The organism is Dyadobacter tibetensis Y620-1 (assembly GCF_000566685.1).
GTDB classification, from domain to species: domain Bacteria; phylum Bacteroidota; class Bacteroidia; order Cytophagales; family Spirosomataceae; genus Dyadobacter; species Dyadobacter tibetensis.
Window position 1 is genome coordinate 1 of sequence record NZ_AZQN01000004.1, and the last position, 16,193, is coordinate 16,193.

A 16,193-nucleotide genomic window follows, 5' to 3' on the forward strand; every position below is an offset into this window, starting at 1 on the left:
CAAACCTAGAAAAATGCAACAGACTCCACAATTTTTTGACTTGATCCAATTAGTACGGGCTTGATCCGCTTTTTTGCGGTCTGGCGGGGTAGGATGACAGACATGAATTATATAAAATTTAAATGGCAAATGGTGCATAACCTAATTCCCAACTCCTAAACCCTATAGCCTAATCCCTAGCCCCCTAACACCAAAAAAAGCCCAGATTTCTCTGAGCTTTTTGCGGTCTGGACGGGACTCGAACCCGCGACCCCATGCGTGACAGGCATGTATTCTAACCAACTGAACTACCAAACCGTTTTTACTTTTTCCGTTACCAGATCAGTAAATCGTGGTGCAAAACTAGTATTTTTATTTATCATTTCAATACCATTTAGATAAAAATATTATTTTATTTGTGACAAAAATGCGTCCTTTCAACTCAATAAAACTGATTTTGAATTAGTTGTACCCCAAAAAAATAATGAAAAAAATTAAGGATATAATAAATGAATTGGAAAAACTGGCTCCATCCGCCTACCAGGAGGATTACGACAATGCTAGGCTGATCGTCGGGGATGCCCATCAACTTGTGGAGGGCATACTTATCACCCTGGATATTACCGAGGCGGTGGTGGAAGAGGCTATCACTAAAAAATGTAATCTCATTGTGGCCCACCACCCCATCGTCTTTAAAGGGCTTAAAAAACTCACTGGAAGCAATTATGTAGAAAGAACGGTTGCCTTGGCCTTAAAAAATGACATCGCTTTATATGCCATTCATACCAATCTGGATCATGTAGAAAAGGGGGTAAACTGGAAAATAGCAGAGAAACTAGGACTTCAGAACATTCGTATACTGGCACCAAAAGCGCAAATCTTACAAAAATTAACGACTTTCGTACCCACCGACCACGCCCTGGCTGTAAGGCAGGCCCTCTTTGCTGCCGGAGCTGGAGAAGTTGGAAAATACAGTCATTGCAGTTTCAGTACCCAGGGAGTCGGCACTTTCCTACCCGGCGAAGATAGTAATCCTGTAATCGGCAAACAGGGAAGCCTGGAGCATGTTAACGAAATCAGGATTGAAGTAATATTCCCATCCCATATGTCCTCCAAGATATTAGGCGCACTTCAGCTGGCCCATCCCTATGAAGAGGTTGCCTACTATCTACAGAATGTCGAAAACCTCCATCAGCAGGTCGGAGCCGGGGCCGTAGGACAATTACCCGTGCCCATGGATGCAGTCTCCTTTATGGCTCACCTTAAAAAGAGTATGGACCTTCAAACTTTCAAGCATACACCCATAATTTCTGACAAAATACAGACCGTGGCATTATGCGGAGGTGCCGGCAGCTTTTTGCTCCCTAAAGCCAAAGCGGTGCAGGCCGACGTATTTATTACCGCCGATTATAAATATCACGAGTTTTTCGACGCCGAAAAGGACTTGATGATCTGTGATATTGGACATTATGAGAGCGAAGTATTTACGAAAGATTTACTTCATGACTATTTATCGGGAATTTTTAGTAATTTTGCACTCTGTTTATCGGAGACCAATACCAATCCGGTTCATTACTATTCGTAACGAGCGGAACGAATTGGCTACTTCAATAAATGCAATTCAACTATCCGGCGGAACAGTTCCTCGGTAGTTCGGCTGTAAGTTCACATCATAACAGGCATTGAAACAAGTCCATTAAAGACATACATGGAAAATACAATCGCACAAAAATTAGACGCTCTCCTGAAACTTCAGGAAATTGACTCAAGTCTTGACGAAATTCGTAAAACCCGCGGGGATCTCCCAGAAGAAGTAAGAGACCTCGAAGATGAGATCGCCGGGATTGAGACTCGTCTGGCGAAGTTTAAAGGTGAAATTGGCAACCTCAATAGCGAAATTGACAGTTTCAAAAATGCTCAGAAAGACGGTGAGAAACTCATCAAAAAGTACAAAGAGCAGCAGATGAATGTTCGTAACAACCGTGAATACGACGCCATCACCAAAGAAATTGAACTTCAAGAGCTGGATATGCAGCTTGCTGAAAAGAAAATAAATGAGGCCCGGGCCCGGATTCGCTTGATCGAAGAAGATCTGAACCGTGCCGAAACTTCCCTAAAGGATCGGAATGACGACCTTAAAGCCAAGAAAGATGAGCTGGACTTGATAACAAGTGAAAGCGAAGCTGACGAAAAAGATTTATTGACAAGCCGTGAAAAGCATATTAAAAAAATCGAAGAGCGTCTTCTGAAGTCTTACCAACGAATAAGAGGAAACTCAATCAATGGCCTGGCAGTTGTTAATGTCTCTCGTGGAGCCTGCGGAGGTTGCTTTAGCATCGTGCCCCCCCAGCGCCAGGCGGACATTCGCGAAAGGAAGAAACTAATCGTTTGTGAACACTGTGGCCGTATTCTGGCCGATGTGGAAAGTGTGGAGCCTGTAACAGGAAGACGCTAAAAGCACGATTTTTGAAATATTTTGGAAGGTTGCCTACATATGGGCAACCTTTTTTGCATTGTAAATGAGTAGGCCATGAAACCATACCTTAGTCGCCCTAGTCTGGGCTTGCTAATAATGCTAATCCTCGAATTTCTAAGTCCGGCAAGCGCAGAAGCGAAGGCTATATCAACCACCGTAGCTTTCACCCCTGAACTTCAAAAAGCCTATTTCGAAATTCAAAAATTAAGGCTTCAGGGGGCAAGGGAAATTATAGAGCGCAACAAACAAACGGATCCCAATAATACCTTTGTTACCTATCTGGAAAATTATGCTGACCTTCATTATCTCCTGATATCCGAAGACAAACAAGCCTTTAAATCGATGCTGGCTCAGCAAGAAAAACGTCTGGAACATATTGACCAACTGCCAGACAATTCCCCTTACAAACGTTTCTTTCAAGCTGAGATTCGGGTTCATTGGGCATTTGCCAAGCTTAAATTTGGTAGCCAGGTCAGTGGAGCCTGGGAGGTTATTAAGGCCTATCGACTCCTGGAAGAAAATCGAAAACGTTTCCCGGATTTCCTCCCTACTCTTAAAACTTTAGGTCTTTTACATATATTAATTGGATCGGTACCCGATCAATATGGGTGGGTGACCCGGATTCTAGGTCTTAACGGAAGTACGCAGCAAGGTTTAGCTGAGATACAGACCGTCATTCGCCAGGAACCACTTTTTCGCCAAGAGGCTCAACTCATCAATATTCTGATTCACGCATACACCCTCACACTCCCCCCGTCGCTTCTTAACCAACTCTTATCACTGACGGAGGAACAGCCTGACAACTTACTGTTGCATTTCTTTGCCACGACCACACTTATCAAGGAAGCCAGGGGCAGCCAGGCTTCTAAGGTACTCGCTCAGGCGCCTACTGGAAAGGCTTACATCTCCTTTCCGTTTCTCGAGTATTTGCGTGGCGAGCTGGCCCTCCAGAAAGGACAGTATGCAGTGGCTAAAAATGCGTATAGCCAATTCCTAACTCGGTATAAAGGTTTTAATTATATTAAGGATGCGAATTTCAAACTGTTCATCGCCGACTGGCTAACGGACCAGGAAAATCCGGAGAGATACCTCCTAAAGGTACGTTCAACTGGCTCAGCTGTGATTGAAGCCGATCAGTTTGCTTTACGCATGGCCGGTGATTATGAAAAAGGTATCCTCACCACCGAGAACAAGGTTCTCTTTAAGGCTCGCTATGCCTCTGACGGCGGCTATTTCCAGGACGCCTGGGATATCCTGGCTCCTATAAAGGAAAATAACTTTTCCAGCGCGGAGGCCAGGGTGGAGTATCTGTACAGAAAAGGCCGTATACTCCAAAAGACAGGTCAGAATAGCCAGGCCATCCCCTATTATCAAAGGGCCATAGCAGCAGCCACAGAACAATCGGCGGGGCTGGGAGCCTCATCGGCCCTACAGCTTGGCTATATTTACATGGGCAATAAGGATAAAAAACAAGCAACAATTTACTTTAAAAAGGCCCTATCCTACAAAAAGCATGACTATAAAAACAGTATAGACAACAAGGCCCGAGCCTCCTTAACGGCCATGAAAGAATAGGGAGCTATTTCTTGCCCCACTTCTGACGGGCGATAAATATTTAGCTCCGAAGATAAAAAAATAACTGCGATTCCGACAAGACTTAGGTTTGTGACTGGCGTCCTAGTGTATGTCTATCACCTAACTGCACACTGCCATGTCGGATGACTATAATAGTGCTCGAAGAATTCTTAGTTGGGCAGAGGAAGACCGTCCCCGAGAGAAATTACTGCTAAAGGGTCGTACTATCCTTTCCGATGCCGAGTTGATTGCCATACTCATAGGCTCTGGCACCCGGGAGCAGTCGGCAGTAGATGTAGCCAAAGTACTGATGCATGGTGTAGGCAATAATCTGAACCAGTTGGCTAAACTTGGGGTAAAGGAATTAATGAAAGTAAAGGGAATTGGAGAGGCCCGTGCCATTACCATTGTAGCAGCCTTGGAACTAGGCCGTCGCCGCAGCGAAAGCCTAAGCCCATTTCGACATAAGCTTTCAGAATCTCAGAAGGTATATGAGCATATACGCCCTTTTCTGTTGGATAAGGTGGTAGAAGAATTTTGGGTAATTCTACTTAATAGAGCCAATGAGGCGATTCAAACTTGCCAGATCAGCATCGGCGGCGTTGCGGGAACAGTGGCAGACACCAGAATGATCTTTAAACTAGCCTTAGAAAATCTGGCCAGCTCAATCATTCTGGTACACAACCACCCTTCAGGCCAGCTCACTGCCAGCAATGCCGACCTTAAGGTAACAGAACAGATTGCTCATGCGGGCAAAATTATAGATATTCCCGTTTTAGATCACGTGATATTTACGGAGAAGGGCTATCTCAGTTTCCGGGATGAGGGTCTCCTATAACGCCAAAAATCCGCTTCTTGTCTACCATTCCGTTCAAATCACTATAGGGAATTTCCAGGGCTATAGCCCCCCGGACATAAGCGGCAATTTCATATGGATTGTAGTATAGCCTGATTCCTTTCTGAGTGAAGGTAAAATTAGCCGGAAGAAAAAAGGAATGATTCACCAAAAAGTAACCCGCTTCCTCTAAATTTTCTTGAGGACCTAGTTTCTCCAATTTTCTAAATTCACTCTCCACCAGTTTTAAAAGGGCTGTAGAATCTGTCACAAAAGCATAACCATCGATTAATTTTCCTGTCGAGCGATCGAAAATATAGTCCGACTGAAAAGTATTGGGATGAGCGCCTCCGGTATAGGCATAATGTTCCATAACATAGAAAAGAAATTGAGGCGTTGTCATCACCGTATCCCCTTTTATGCCTACCTCCCAGCAACCAGGTGCATCTGGGTATTCACTCTTTAAATCCCGGTAATTCTTATTAAACAATTCATATGCTGCTTCCGCCGAAGACTTGCTAAGGGTATCTTCCAGATCACCTCCGGCATCGCTCAAGATATTATCTATCACCTTTCTCTCTAACGTTTTTTTAATCAGAGAATTAACCGAATCCTTTCCTTCGGGGACCCAGTAGGCAAGTTCAACGCGTGCCCCGCCAGTCGTGTCGCAAATACCCCACTCCTCACTAGCAAATGATCCTTTTAGCTTGGCCTGACCACTGGACAACTGCCCCTGCTCATCCGATCCTCCTCCACAGCCAGTCATTGCAAGACCTAACGCTAATACTCCTCCACATCCTAACCCTAACCACTTTTTCATATCTGTAAATTTGCATTTTATATCCCTGGCTTTACAAACTCATCAGCTCTTTGAAGCGGATCGCTTGCCGCCGGGAAATCTCTATCTTGTCACCACCTTGCAAAGTAACTAGTAATCCGCCACTAAACCATGGTTCTATCTTTTCTATCCAGTTTAAATTTATAATATGCTTTCTATTGGCTCTGAAATATATATTCGAATCCAGGCGCTCCTCTAAATTATTCAGGGATTTAAGCACCAGCGGTTTCTGATCATCAAAGTGAAGCCGGACGTAATTACCCATAGACTCAAAAAGGCGAATTTTATCCAGTTTAACAAACCAACATTTCTCGCCATCTTTTACAAAGACCTGATCATTTATGCCCAAAACCTTATTAGCCCTTTCGTTCGTTTCTGAAGGCACTTCCGTGGGAACCTGGTTCTCTTCCAGTCTATTGATAGCGTCCCGGAGCCGGTCCTGGTCTATGGGCTTCAATAAATAATCCAAGGCATTGAATTCAAAGGCCTTGATTGCATACTCATCATATGCCGTGGTAAAAATAACCTCCGGAGCCTTGCCTTCAATGGCCGTTAACAATTCAAAGCCATTTTTACCTGGCATCTGTATATCTAAAAAAAGAAGCTCCGGTTGAAGAGACTCGATTAGCGGTAGTGCTTCGTCGGCATTAGCCGCCTCGCCAATAATTTCAATCTTATCAAAAGGTTCCAATAATCTTTTTAACTCATTTCGAGCGAGACGTTCATCATCCACAATCAATGTTCTCATGGCTAGGTAGGTTTATATAAAGGGTTGTTGTATATATGCGTTCAATTTGATGAAAATAAGTATCAATTACCAGCAGAATCACTTAAAAAATCTTCAGAGCGAACCGGAATTCTAATTTCGGCTCGAACTACTCCTTCAACCTCTTGAAATATTTTGAAAGAGGCTTCCTTACCATACAGTATAGAAAGTCTTTCGGCGGTATTTTTTAGTCCTACGCCTCCCGAATCGGTACCACCTAATTCCCCGGAATTTCGGATCACGATCAACAGGTGATCCTCCTCTATATCGGTAATAATTTCCACGAAACCACCTCCTACTTCCTTGCTCACCCCATGTTTTATACCATTTTCTACCAATGTTTGTAACATCATAGGCGGGATCTGCCAATAGGACGCCTGCGGATTGGCATTGAGCCTATAATCTAATCGCTCTTCATAGCGAACTTTTTCCAACTCCAGATAATCGATCACCGTTTTTAATTCTTCCTGAAGATCCACCGTCTTACGTCGATCTGCAAGTAAGGAATTTCTTAAGATGTTAGAAAGTTTGGTAATACTCGATTGTGCCCGATTAGGATCTTCAAATACCAGCGCACGAATGCTATTAAGCGCATTAAATGTAAAATGAGGATTCAGCTGAGACCTTAATACTTTCGCCTCTGTTTCTCGCATAGACATTTTGAGCATAATCTTCTCATAACCGACCATTCTGTTTTGCTCGACATAATGGTATACGGTATAGGACAATACCCAAGTAAGCATATTCTTACACCAACTTGAAAAATACCCCCAAAACACAAGGGGTTGATTCATCAGGTTATGCGCAAGAACCTTACGATCTAAAGGCTGGTTAATTAAGGTCATGATAGCTCCTAATAATAAGACAGATCCAATCACCCGCAGCGCTAACCGAGGCAGGGGAAGTGAGGACCAGTTCCATCGTCGAATCACTAATCGATAGAAGTGGGTCAGACTAATGGCCAATAAAATATTGGCCACAGACGAATAAAAGGATGCAGAATCGAAGCCATATTCCAAGGTATAAGGAATATACTCAAACATGATGAGTAGGGTCCAGCCGAGGATTTGAAGTGTCCAGTATACTTTATTTTTGGACATAGGGTCATTTGCCTAAAAGAAGATCGAATTAAAAGACAAATGTAGGATAGCAATTCCTCTGACTCCATAGGATTACACCAAAGGAATTGCTTCTCCACAAGCGGTTGTTACACCGTATGTGGAATTTCGATGGATAGTAGGTGCGTGATATCGTTAGCTACTTCTATCTCAAAGGAATTGGTATCATAGGAATAATTAAGCTTATAAAGGCAAAGGTTGCTATGAGGATAACCATCCATTTCGACCAGGGGCTGCCCCATCATCGTTGTGAGCAATACCCGCATGGCTCGTCCATGCATGGCGATCAGAATATTCCGCTCGTGAGGCCGTGATAATATGGTTTCTAATACTGGAAGCTGACGGGTTTTGACATCCAAGGGGCTTTCTCCACCCTCCGAACTAGCCTCTACCTCACCCCGCAGCCAGGCACCTACCAGCTCCTGATAGTAAGTACTATCACTGGTATTAGGCTCTTTGCCTTCGCGCACTCCCCAAGATATCTCGTTTAATCCAGCATAACTTTCATGCGGAATTCCTAATTTAAGGAAACTATTTACGGTCTGATGGGTTCTTATTAAATCGGAGGTATAAATTTTATCGAAAGGAATATGCTGATAAGCATTGAAAAAGGCCTCAGCCTGTGCTTTACCCCATTCATTGAGCGGTGAGTTAACGCCACTACCCTGAACAATTCCTTTTCGATTTAAATCCGTTTCTCCGTGCCGGATCAAGTATATAGACTTTCTTTTCAAAATATTGTATTATTTAAATATTTATTTTGGAAATACTCTGTATTTGATTAATATAGCCGTTACAAATTTATACATTTTTTATATATGTTCGCAAAAAAGCTATCCCTGGATCAAATTCAGGCCTTTGGAAAAAACACAATGTCCGATCACTTGGGCATTGAATTTACCGAAGTAGGTTCCGATTTTTTGGTAGCAAAAATGCCAGTAGATTCGCGAACACATCAGCCATTTGGCATCCTACATGGGGGAGCATCTCTGGTTTTAGCAGAAACATTGGGATCAGTAGCATCACATTTGTGCCTGAAAGAACCTGAGCTACAGCATGCTGTGGGTCTAGACATCAATGCCAATCACATCAGATCGGTCAAAGAGGGCTTCGTCTACGGAATTGCTACCCCCCTTCACATTGGAAAGAGTACCCATATTTGGGAAATTAAAATTACCAATGAAGACAACAAACTGGTTTGTATCAGCAGGCTGACAGTGGCTATTCTCAACAGTGTATCACCCGCCTGAAATAAAGGATCTCATCATCAAACGAATAAGGAATTAGTGAAAACGCTTGCTGTATTATCTTCAGAGCGAACCCAGTTGGAGCAGTTTAAGTTAACGACCATCTGGAGCGCTGTCCAGAAGCTCGGCTTACCCGCTGCTATATGGAAGTTGCCACATACCCAGAAGATCACCGTACTGATATCACTAAAAAATGATTTGAGTACTGTTGAAGCTGATTTAGTGAAACTTCCTGCCGGTTTTATGATCGCTCCCTTCTCCTGGGATAACCAGGAGCCCGTACCATTTATTGAGGGGGATATACAAATTGACTTTAGCCTCTCGGGAATTAGTCAAGGAATAACTTTCCGAAATGAGGCTGACAAAAACCCTGTTGCGCTGCAATTAGGTACGACGGCCGCAACTGAATCTCTGAAGCCGGAGCGTTCCCCTGCCATCCTCCCATTCCACCTGATTGATCAGAATCAAAACTCAGAAAAGGCCAAGTTTATGAACTCGGTTAAAGCTGCGGTGGAGGCAATCGGACAGCATACATTCCAAAAAGTAGTGCTATCCCGGGCCAAAAAGTTTAAGGTAGAAAAGAGCTTCGAAATAATAAACGCATACCAGAAGTTGATCGGTCAATATGCCCATGCCTTCGTATCATTGGTCAACCTTCCTGAACGGCAGGAGATGTGGCTCGGCGCTAGTCCTGAACTTCTCGTTTGTACAACCTCCGGCGCCGACTTCTCCACTATGTCTCTGGCAGGTACCCAGCCAGCATTTGATCAGGGGGGTATGCTCATCCCCAAGAATGAAATCCGCTGGGGACAAAAAGAGATCGAAGAGCATGCTTTGGTGAGCAGATATATTGTCGAGTGTTTTAAAAAGATCAGACTCCGGGAATATCAGGAAACTGGCCCAAAAACTCAACAAGCGGGCAACCTTTATCATTTGCAGACCGACTTCCATGTAGATATGAAGGCTGTGCATTTTGACGAACTCGGCTCTGTTATGCTCAAGTTGCTTCATCCTACATCCGCTGTTTGTGGTACGCCCAAAGAGGTATCCAAGTCCTTTATCGATAAGCACGAAGATTACGAGCGTTCCTTTTACAGCGGTTTTTTAGGGCCCATACAAATCGAAGGCGCTTCTCACCTGTTTGTAAATTTACGAACCCTTCGGTTGAAAGATGATGAAGCCACTTTCTTCGCTGGGGCAGGTATTACCGAAGACAGTAATGCTTCCAAAGAATGGGAAGAAACAGAAATGAAATGTGACACACTTTTGAAAGTTATAGGAGGATAATTTTCCTGATTTGGTTCCTCAGGCGCAGACGGAAGAGTGAGTAAGCTTTTTATGGCTATTGCTTTTCATTACAGTACCCAATAAAAGACCATATACATCCCAATACATTAAAGAGTACCACGGCCCTAAGCCGAGAAAATTCCCCTTCTATCAAAGAAGGGATTGTACCATTATTGTAAAACTTATTTATATATTATTTTTTTCTCTTTCTAATGACTATTTCTTTACCACACAAGGCAAAAAATGATCCAGGGGCTTTCTGGAAAGGTTCCCGATGGGTACTGATCATCCCAGCCTTACTGCCCTTACTTGGGGGCTGCAGCCAGAAAAAGGACAACTTTGATAAGACCAAGAAAAATGCTCCTACGATAGTCGATGTGATTGTAGCAAGCAAACAATCGATTAGCGAGCGGGTGGAAATTAATGGAGCCGTAGTTGCTAATCACTTCGCAGAACTGAAACCGGAAGTGAGCGGTTTGTTAACATATGTTAACGTCCCCGAAGGAAAGGTTGTACAAAAAGGAACAGTAATCGCCCGATTGAATAATGCCGATTTAATGGCCCAGATGAAGAAGATCGAAGTACAAATCGAATTGGCAAAAAGAACAGAGGCTCGAATTAAAAAGCTTATCGCCGTAAGCGGGGTGAACCAAGCAGAATATGATTTGGCCCTGAACAATCTCAATGCACTACAAGCAGACAAAGAATATACCCAAGCCTTATTGGATAAAACCATTATTCGTGCACCTTTCACAGGATCTATAGGTCTGCGTAAGGTGAGTGAGGGCGCAGTAGTTACACCAGCCACCATTATTGCAACCATCCAGCAGCTTAATCAGCTGCGGGTAGATTTTACCATACCGGAGTTATATCAAGCCTATATTTCCAAAGGAAAACAGGTCCGGATCCGTTTGAATGGAGAGGAGGAAAGGACACATCTTGCCCAGATTATAGCCACTGAGCCTGGCATCGACCCCAGCACTCGTACCATTACGGTAAGAGCCGCTTTGCTCAGTGGACAGGTGAACCCGGGAGCCTTTGTAAAGGTATACTTAGATGCCCGTACTGACAATTCGGCTATAATGGTCCCCACCAACTGCATCATCCCGGAAGCAAAAAGCAAAAAAATTGTTACCGTTAAGAACGGGAAGGCACATTATGTCGTGGTGGAAACGGGCGATCGCCAGGCAGACTATATAGAGGTAATTTCCGGCTTATACCCCGGCGATAGCGTCGTTGTATCAGGTGTACTTTTCACGCGTCCCGATGCACCGGTAAAGGTTCGGAGTGTCAAGGATTTAAATGCCACAAGCACCACAGAATAATGCCTATGGGCCTCATCTCTCTCGTCTCAACCTCATGAACATTTCAGAATTATCGCTTAAAAGGCCGGTATTAGCCATCGTAATGAATCTGCTCATTATCTTGTTTGGTATAGTAGGCTACAATTTTTTATCTCTACGCGACTACCCTGCCATTGACCCTCCCATTGTAAATGTGCGTACGAGTTATACTGGGGCCAATGCCGACATCATCGAAAGCCAGATTACGGAACCCTTAGAAAAAAGCATTAATGGCATCCCAGGTGTAAAGAGTATCAGTTCCTCGAGCCAGATTGGCTCCAGTAGTATTACTGTTGAGTTTAATCTGGAAACAGACCTGGAGGCCGCGGCCAACGATGTTCGGGACAAGGTCAGCCAGGCTCAGCGCAATTTACCTCAGGACATAGACGCTCCACCGGTGGTGCGTAAGGCCGATGCAAATAGTGATTTTATCCTGCTCCTGGCCGTACAAAGTCCGTCTAAAGGACTATTGGAGCTAAGTGACTATGCCGAGAATGTCTTGCAGCAAAGCCTGCAAACCATTAATGGCGTGAGTGCGATCAATATTTTCGGGCAAAAAAGATACGCCATGAGGTTATGGATCGATCCCGACCAGCTGAGTGCTTATAATGTTTCCTTTAACGACATTAGCAATAGCCTGAATCAGGAGAATGTAGAGTTGCCAGCCGGCAAAATATACGGAAATAACACCGAACTCACCATTCGAACCTTGGGCAGACTTAAAACTGAAGAAGAGTTTAAGAATCTGATCATCAAAAATGATGAAACAGGGATAGTGCGCCTAAGCCAAGTTGCCAAGGTGGAAATAGGCCCTGAAAACGAAGAGCAAAGTTGGAAATATAATGGGGTGTATGCGGTAGGTCTGGCAGTCATCCCGCAGCCTGGCGCCAATTACATTCAGATTTCTGAGGAATTTAACAAACGACTCGATGAAATACGACGTACTAATAAATCAGATATCAGCTTCAATGTATTGATTGACAACACCAGCCTGGTCAGACAGTCACTTGAAGAGGTAGAAGAGACGCTCTTTATCGCATTCAGTTTGGTGGTCATTGTTATTCTGTTCTTCTTTAGAAATCTGCTGGTAGCTATTCGGCCGCTTATCGACATTCCCATCTCGTTGATCGCTACCTTCTTTGTCATGTATTTATTTGGTTTCTCCATCAATATTCTGACCTTGCTGGGAATCGTACTGGCGACAGGTTTAGTGGTAGATGATGGTATCGTGGTCACCGAAAACATTTTCCGCAAGCTAGAGTCAGGCCTACCTATCCGGCGGGCGGCACTGGAAGGCAGCAGGGAAATATTTTTTGCTGTAATCTCTACCTCACTTACTTTAGCAGTAGTGTTCCTTCCCGTTATTTTCCTGGAAGGATTCGTAGGAAGCCTGTTCAGGGAGTTTGGAATTGTGGTCGCTTCAGCCGTATTGATATCGGCCTTCGTTTCCTTGACCATCACCCCCGTTTTAAATGTTTATCTGAACAGAAAAAATGCGCAACATGGTTGGTTCTATAATAAAACAGAGCCCTTTTTTACGGGAATGGAAAGCGGTTATAATCGTATGCTAAAAGGCTTTATGCGCATCCGTTGGATGGCCTGGGTATTAGTAGCTGCCTGCGGGGGAATCATCTGGTTCACCTATACCCATTTGCCAAGTGAACTCGCTCCCATGGAAGACCGAAACAGCCTGCGCTTTTCATTGACGGCTCCGGAGGGCACCAGCTTTCTTCAAATGCAAGAAATAACGGATGAGCTTAGCGAATACCTCAACGACTCCATCCCTGAAAAGGAATTTACCTTTACTGCCACGCCAGGTTTTGGTGGGTCGGGTATGAACAGTGCTTTCGGGCGCATTGGGCTAGTGCCGGCAGCGGATCGAATCCGAAGCCAGAACGATATCGCTCAGGCGGTTAGCAAAAAACTTCCGGAATTCAATAATGCCCGGATATTTGCCACCCAGGAACAAACTATAGCGGTAGGGATTGGGTCAAGGGGAGCCGTTCCTGTTCAATTTATATTACAAAATCTGGATTTTGCCAAGCTCAGCGCCATACTTCCTGAATTCCTGGAGGAAGTCAGAAAAGACCCTACCTTTCAAAATGTCGACGCTAATCTGAAATTTAACAAGCCAGAGGTACAGCTTACCATCGACCGCCTGAAGGCAAAAGATTTGGGACTTTCTACCACCGATGTGGCGGCTACGATTCAAGCGGCTTTTAGCGGTCGACGACTCGCCTATTTCATCATGAATGGTCAGCAGTATGAGGTGATTGGTCAGGTTAAAAAATCCAGTAGGATGACTCCTTCCGATATAGAAAGACTATATGTCCGAAATGACAAGGGTCAGAATATACCTTTAACGGCTGTTGTCAATCTGCAGGAAGAAAGTGGACCTCCCACCATTTATCATTATAACCGATATAAAAGCGCAACATTATCGGCATCATTATCCGAAGGCAAAACGGTTGGTGACGGAGTACTGGCCATGAGAGCCATCGCTAATAGACTTTTGGACGAAAGTTTTCAGACTTCTCTAAGCGGGCCTTCCCGGGATTACGAAGAAAGCTCATCTAACACCAGTTTTGCATTTGGACTAGCTTTACTACTCGTTTATCTGGTTCTGGCAGGGCAGTTTGAGAGCTTCACCGACCCTTTTATCATTATGATTACTGTCCCGTTAGCTTTGGCCGGAGCCTTATTAAGTCTTTACCTATTTGGCCTAACTATCAATATTTTCTCACAAATAGGTATGATTATGCTTATCGGACTCGTAACCAAGAATGGTATTCTGATTGTGGAATTTGCCAACCAAAAAAGAGAGCAGGGGTTCAACCGTCTGGATGCTGTCATCGAATCGGCTACGCAACGGTTGCGACCAATTCTTATGACTAGTCTGGCCACGGCCTTTGGGGCCTTGCCTATAGCCATGAGCCTTGGAGCAGCCGCAACGAGCCGTGTCCCCTTAGGCGTGGTTATCGTAGGAGGACTCATGTTTTCACTTCTGCTAACCTTATTTGTAATTCCTGCGATCTATACCTTTATTTCACCAAAGCATGAGATCGTTACTGAGGAAGCAAAAATGGAGCAGGAATTGAACCAAGCACACTAGATTCATTCCAATTATATCTGGTTAATTATTATCAAGCATAGCATTTATATCACTCGTAAAGTTCCTATTACATGAATCCGTTCATTCCCTTTAAATGCCTCCTCACTTTAGGTATGCTAGCCATGCTGTCTTCCGGAGCACAATCTAGATCTCTGACAGCAAACGACACCCTTCGACTTAGCCTGCAAGAGGCCTTAGATTTGGCTGTCAAAAATAGTTTTGAACTCGAGATTGCCAAAAACCAGGTAGATGCCAATACCATTCTCAATAATTATGGGGTAGCAGGAGGACTCCCGTCTGTTAATGGCTCACTGACCAATACCGAACAAATCACCAATCTGAACCAAAAGTTGAATAATGGTACTGAAATTAATAGAAAAGGAGCCACAGTGAATAACACGCAGGCAAGTATTTCTGCCGGCCTTCTACTTTATAATGGTCAACGGGTAGTAGCTACAAAAAAACGACTGGAACAAATACAGCTACAGAGTGAAGCCTCCCTTCGGGCCACATTACAAAATACCCTGGGAGCCGTATCGGCAAGCTACTATGACGTCGTTAGACAGAGAAGTTATATCAATACCATTAAAACATCTATTGCTGCTTCAGAAAAGCGATTGGAAATTTTGAAGGCAAGAAAAGAAGCTGGCATGGCCAATAATGCTGATATTTTTCAGGCTGAAATCGATTTGAATACCCTAATTCAAACACTAATGGAACAGGAGATGGTCGAGAGAACCTCCAAAGTGCAGCTCCAGTACCTACTGGCTACTGAAACGCCAATAGAAATTTCTCTTATGGATTCTATCCGGGTCGAACCTAGTTTCAGCCTGGATGATGTTTTGGCTGGAATCCAAGAGAGTGCCGACTTTCAGGTTGCAGATAGACAGATTCGTATCAATGAATTGCTAGTTCGTGAAACAGCAGCTCAGCGCTATCCTACCGTCCGCCTAAATCTGGGCTACAACTATTCCCGTAATCAAAGTACAGCCGGCTTTACCCTCCTTAATCAGACGGTAGGCCCAAATGCCAACGTCAGTGTATCTATTCCTATTTATAATGGTGGCCTATTCCGCCGCCAACAGCAGGTTGCAGAAATCAACGTTAAAAATGCCAAAGCACAGAAAAATATTATTGCCAGAGATTATAGCTCCGATGCCATTCGCTTATTCGAAACCTTTAATAGTACCCTAGAACAGATAGAAGTTCAACGAAAAAATTACGACCTGAGTCGACAATTATTAGACCTAACCCTGATGCGCTTCGAACTGATTCAGGCAACCATTATAGATGTAAGAGAGGCTCAAAAAAGCTTTGAAGATGCTGGATATAAATTGGTAAATTTAAGCTATGCAGCTAAATCAGCTGAAATAGAATTGAAGCGTCTGAGCAATAAATTATTTTTGTAGTATTTCAAGAAATCGAATTCTATTTAAAAATCTGTAAATCATTACAGATTTTTTTTTGTTGCTCAAGGTAAGGATATGTAACCTTACTAGTTTTATTACTATCTAGTTCTAAATAAAATAGTTGATATAGAAATCAATTCAATCTATTCTCAAAAAAGCCATTTGCTGATAATTCCGGTGAGTCAAATTCAATAAATACAAAGAAACC

At 43.7% G+C, this 16,193-nt stretch carries 13 protein-coding genes and 1 tRNA gene; 9 read left to right on the forward strand and 5 right to left on the reverse strand.

Annotation, left to right across the window (positions count from 1 at the left end; translation table 11 throughout):
• Positions 1-223: 223 nt before the first annotated feature.
• A tRNA-Asp gene (locus X939_RS0111945) sits at positions 224-297 on the reverse strand.
• Between the two features lie 166 nt (positions 298-463).
• On the opposite strand from X939_RS0111945, the gene X939_RS0111950 reads away from it, so the two are divergent.
• The 4 genes from X939_RS0111950 to radC all read left to right on the forward strand — a co-directional run bounded on the left by X939_RS0111950 (position 464) and on the right by radC (position 4,868).
• Positions 464-1,564 (forward strand): Nif3-like dinuclear metal center hexameric protein, encoded by a 1,101-nt coding sequence (locus tag X939_RS0111950; RefSeq protein WP_025763507.1) that lies wholly within the window; start codon positions 464-466, stop codon positions 1,562-1,564.
• 123 nt (positions 1,565-1,687) lie between these two features.
• A complete protein-coding gene (locus X939_RS0111955; RefSeq protein ID WP_025763508.1) occupies positions 1,688-2,434 on the forward strand; it encodes a zinc ribbon domain-containing protein in 747 nt (248 codons plus the stop codon).
• Positions 2,435-2,509: 75 nt separating this feature from the next.
• Positions 2,510-4,030, forward strand: a complete 1,521-nt coding sequence (locus X939_RS0111960) for a tetratricopeptide repeat protein (protein WP_025763509.1) — start codon at positions 2,510-2,512, stop codon at positions 4,028-4,030.
• Between the two features lie 136 nt (positions 4,031-4,166).
• Positions 4,167-4,868: a RadC family protein gene (radC, locus tag X939_RS0111965; RefSeq protein WP_025763510.1), complete on the forward strand. Its 702-nt coding sequence runs from the start codon at positions 4,167-4,169 to the stop codon at positions 4,866-4,868.
• Here radC and X939_RS0111970 read toward each other — a convergent pair.
• From X939_RS0111970 to X939_RS0111985, 4 genes are all read right to left on the reverse strand, one after another.
• A complete protein-coding gene (locus X939_RS0111970) occupies positions 4,840-5,685 on the reverse strand; it encodes a PdaC/RsiV family protein (protein WP_025763511.1) in 846 nt (281 codons plus the stop codon). The genes radC and X939_RS0111970 overlap by 29 nt on opposite strands.
• Before the next feature lie 31 nt (positions 5,686-5,716).
• A complete protein-coding gene (locus X939_RS0111975) occupies positions 5,717-6,451 on the reverse strand; it encodes a LytR/AlgR family response regulator transcription factor (protein WP_025763512.1) in 735 nt (244 codons plus the stop codon).
• Between the two features lie 62 nt (positions 6,452-6,513).
• Complete coding sequence (locus tag X939_RS0111980) at positions 6,514-7,569, reverse strand: sensor histidine kinase (protein ID WP_025763513.1); 1,056 nt, start codon at positions 7,567-7,569, stop codon at positions 6,514-6,516.
• A 107-nt stretch (positions 7,570-7,676) separates the two neighbouring features.
• Complete coding sequence (locus X939_RS0111985; protein WP_025763514.1) at positions 7,677-8,321, reverse strand: histidine phosphatase family protein; 645 nt, start codon at positions 8,319-8,321, stop codon at positions 7,677-7,679.
• An 84-nt stretch (positions 8,322-8,405) separates the two neighbouring features.
• Between X939_RS0111985 and X939_RS0111990 the strand changes: the two genes are divergently transcribed.
• The 5 genes from X939_RS0111990 (at position 8,406) to X939_RS0112010 (ending at position 15,985) form a co-directional block, all read left to right on the forward strand.
• Positions 8,406-8,837: a hotdog fold thioesterase gene (locus tag X939_RS0111990; RefSeq protein ID WP_025763515.1), complete on the forward strand. Its 432-nt coding sequence runs from the start codon at positions 8,406-8,408 to the stop codon at positions 8,835-8,837.
• A 36-nt stretch (positions 8,838-8,873) separates the two neighbouring features.
• Entirely contained in the window at positions 8,874-10,121 is a 1,248-nt protein-coding gene (locus tag X939_RS0111995; protein ID WP_025763516.1) for a chorismate-binding protein, read from the forward strand.
• Positions 10,122-10,333: 212 nt separating this feature from the next.
• Positions 10,334-11,446, forward strand: a complete 1,113-nt coding sequence (locus X939_RS0112000) for an efflux RND transporter periplasmic adaptor subunit (RefSeq protein WP_025763517.1) — start codon at positions 10,334-10,336, stop codon at positions 11,444-11,446.
• Positions 11,447-11,480: 34 nt separating this feature from the next.
• On the forward strand, positions 11,481-14,576 hold the full coding sequence (locus X939_RS0112005; RefSeq protein WP_025763518.1) for an efflux RND transporter permease subunit: 3,096 nt from the start codon (positions 11,481-11,483) through the stop codon (positions 14,574-14,576).
• Positions 14,577-14,647: 71 nt separating this feature from the next.
• Positions 14,648-15,985 (forward strand): TolC family protein, encoded by a 1,338-nt coding sequence (locus X939_RS0112010; RefSeq protein ID WP_025763519.1) that lies wholly within the window; start codon positions 14,648-14,650, stop codon positions 15,983-15,985.
• Positions 15,986-16,193: the final 208 nt, after the last annotated feature.

Excerpts from the sequence above, each read along its gene's own strand:
- X939_RS0111970 (WP_025763511.1), bottom strand. The coding sequence starts at position 5,685 with ATGAAAAAGTGGTTAGGGTTAGGATGTGGAGGAGTATTAGCGTTAGGT.
- X939_RS0111990 (WP_025763515.1), top strand. The coding sequence starts at position 8,406 with ATGTTCGCAAAAAAGCTATCCCTGGATCAAATTCAGGCCTTTGGAAAA.
- X939_RS0111950 (WP_025763507.1), top strand. The coding sequence starts at position 464 with ATGAAAAAAATTAAGGATATAATAAATGAATTGGAAAAACTGGCTCCA.
- X939_RS0112000 (WP_025763517.1), top strand. The coding sequence starts at position 10,334 with ATGACTATTTCTTTACCACACAAGGCAAAAAATGATCCAGGGGCTTTC.
- X939_RS0111980 (WP_025763513.1), bottom strand. The coding sequence starts at position 7,569 with ATGTCCAAAAATAAAGTATACTGGACACTTCAAATCCTCGGCTGGACC.
- radC (WP_025763510.1), top strand. The coding sequence starts at position 4,167 with ATGTCGGATGACTATAATAGTGCTCGAAGAATTCTTAGTTGGGCAGAG.
- X939_RS0111955 (WP_025763508.1), top strand. The coding sequence starts at position 1,688 with ATGGAAAATACAATCGCACAAAAATTAGACGCTCTCCTGAAACTTCAG.
- X939_RS0111960 (WP_025763509.1), top strand. The coding sequence starts at position 2,510 with ATGAAACCATACCTTAGTCGCCCTAGTCTGGGCTTGCTAATAATGCTA.
- X939_RS0112010 (WP_025763519.1), top strand. The coding sequence starts at position 14,648 with ATGAATCCGTTCATTCCCTTTAAATGCCTCCTCACTTTAGGTATGCTA.
- X939_RS0112005 (WP_025763518.1), top strand. The coding sequence starts at position 11,481 with ATGAACATTTCAGAATTATCGCTTAAAAGGCCGGTATTAGCCATCGTA.
- X939_RS0111975 (WP_025763512.1), bottom strand. The coding sequence starts at position 6,451 with ATGAGAACATTGATTGTGGATGATGAACGTCTCGCTCGAAATGAGTTA.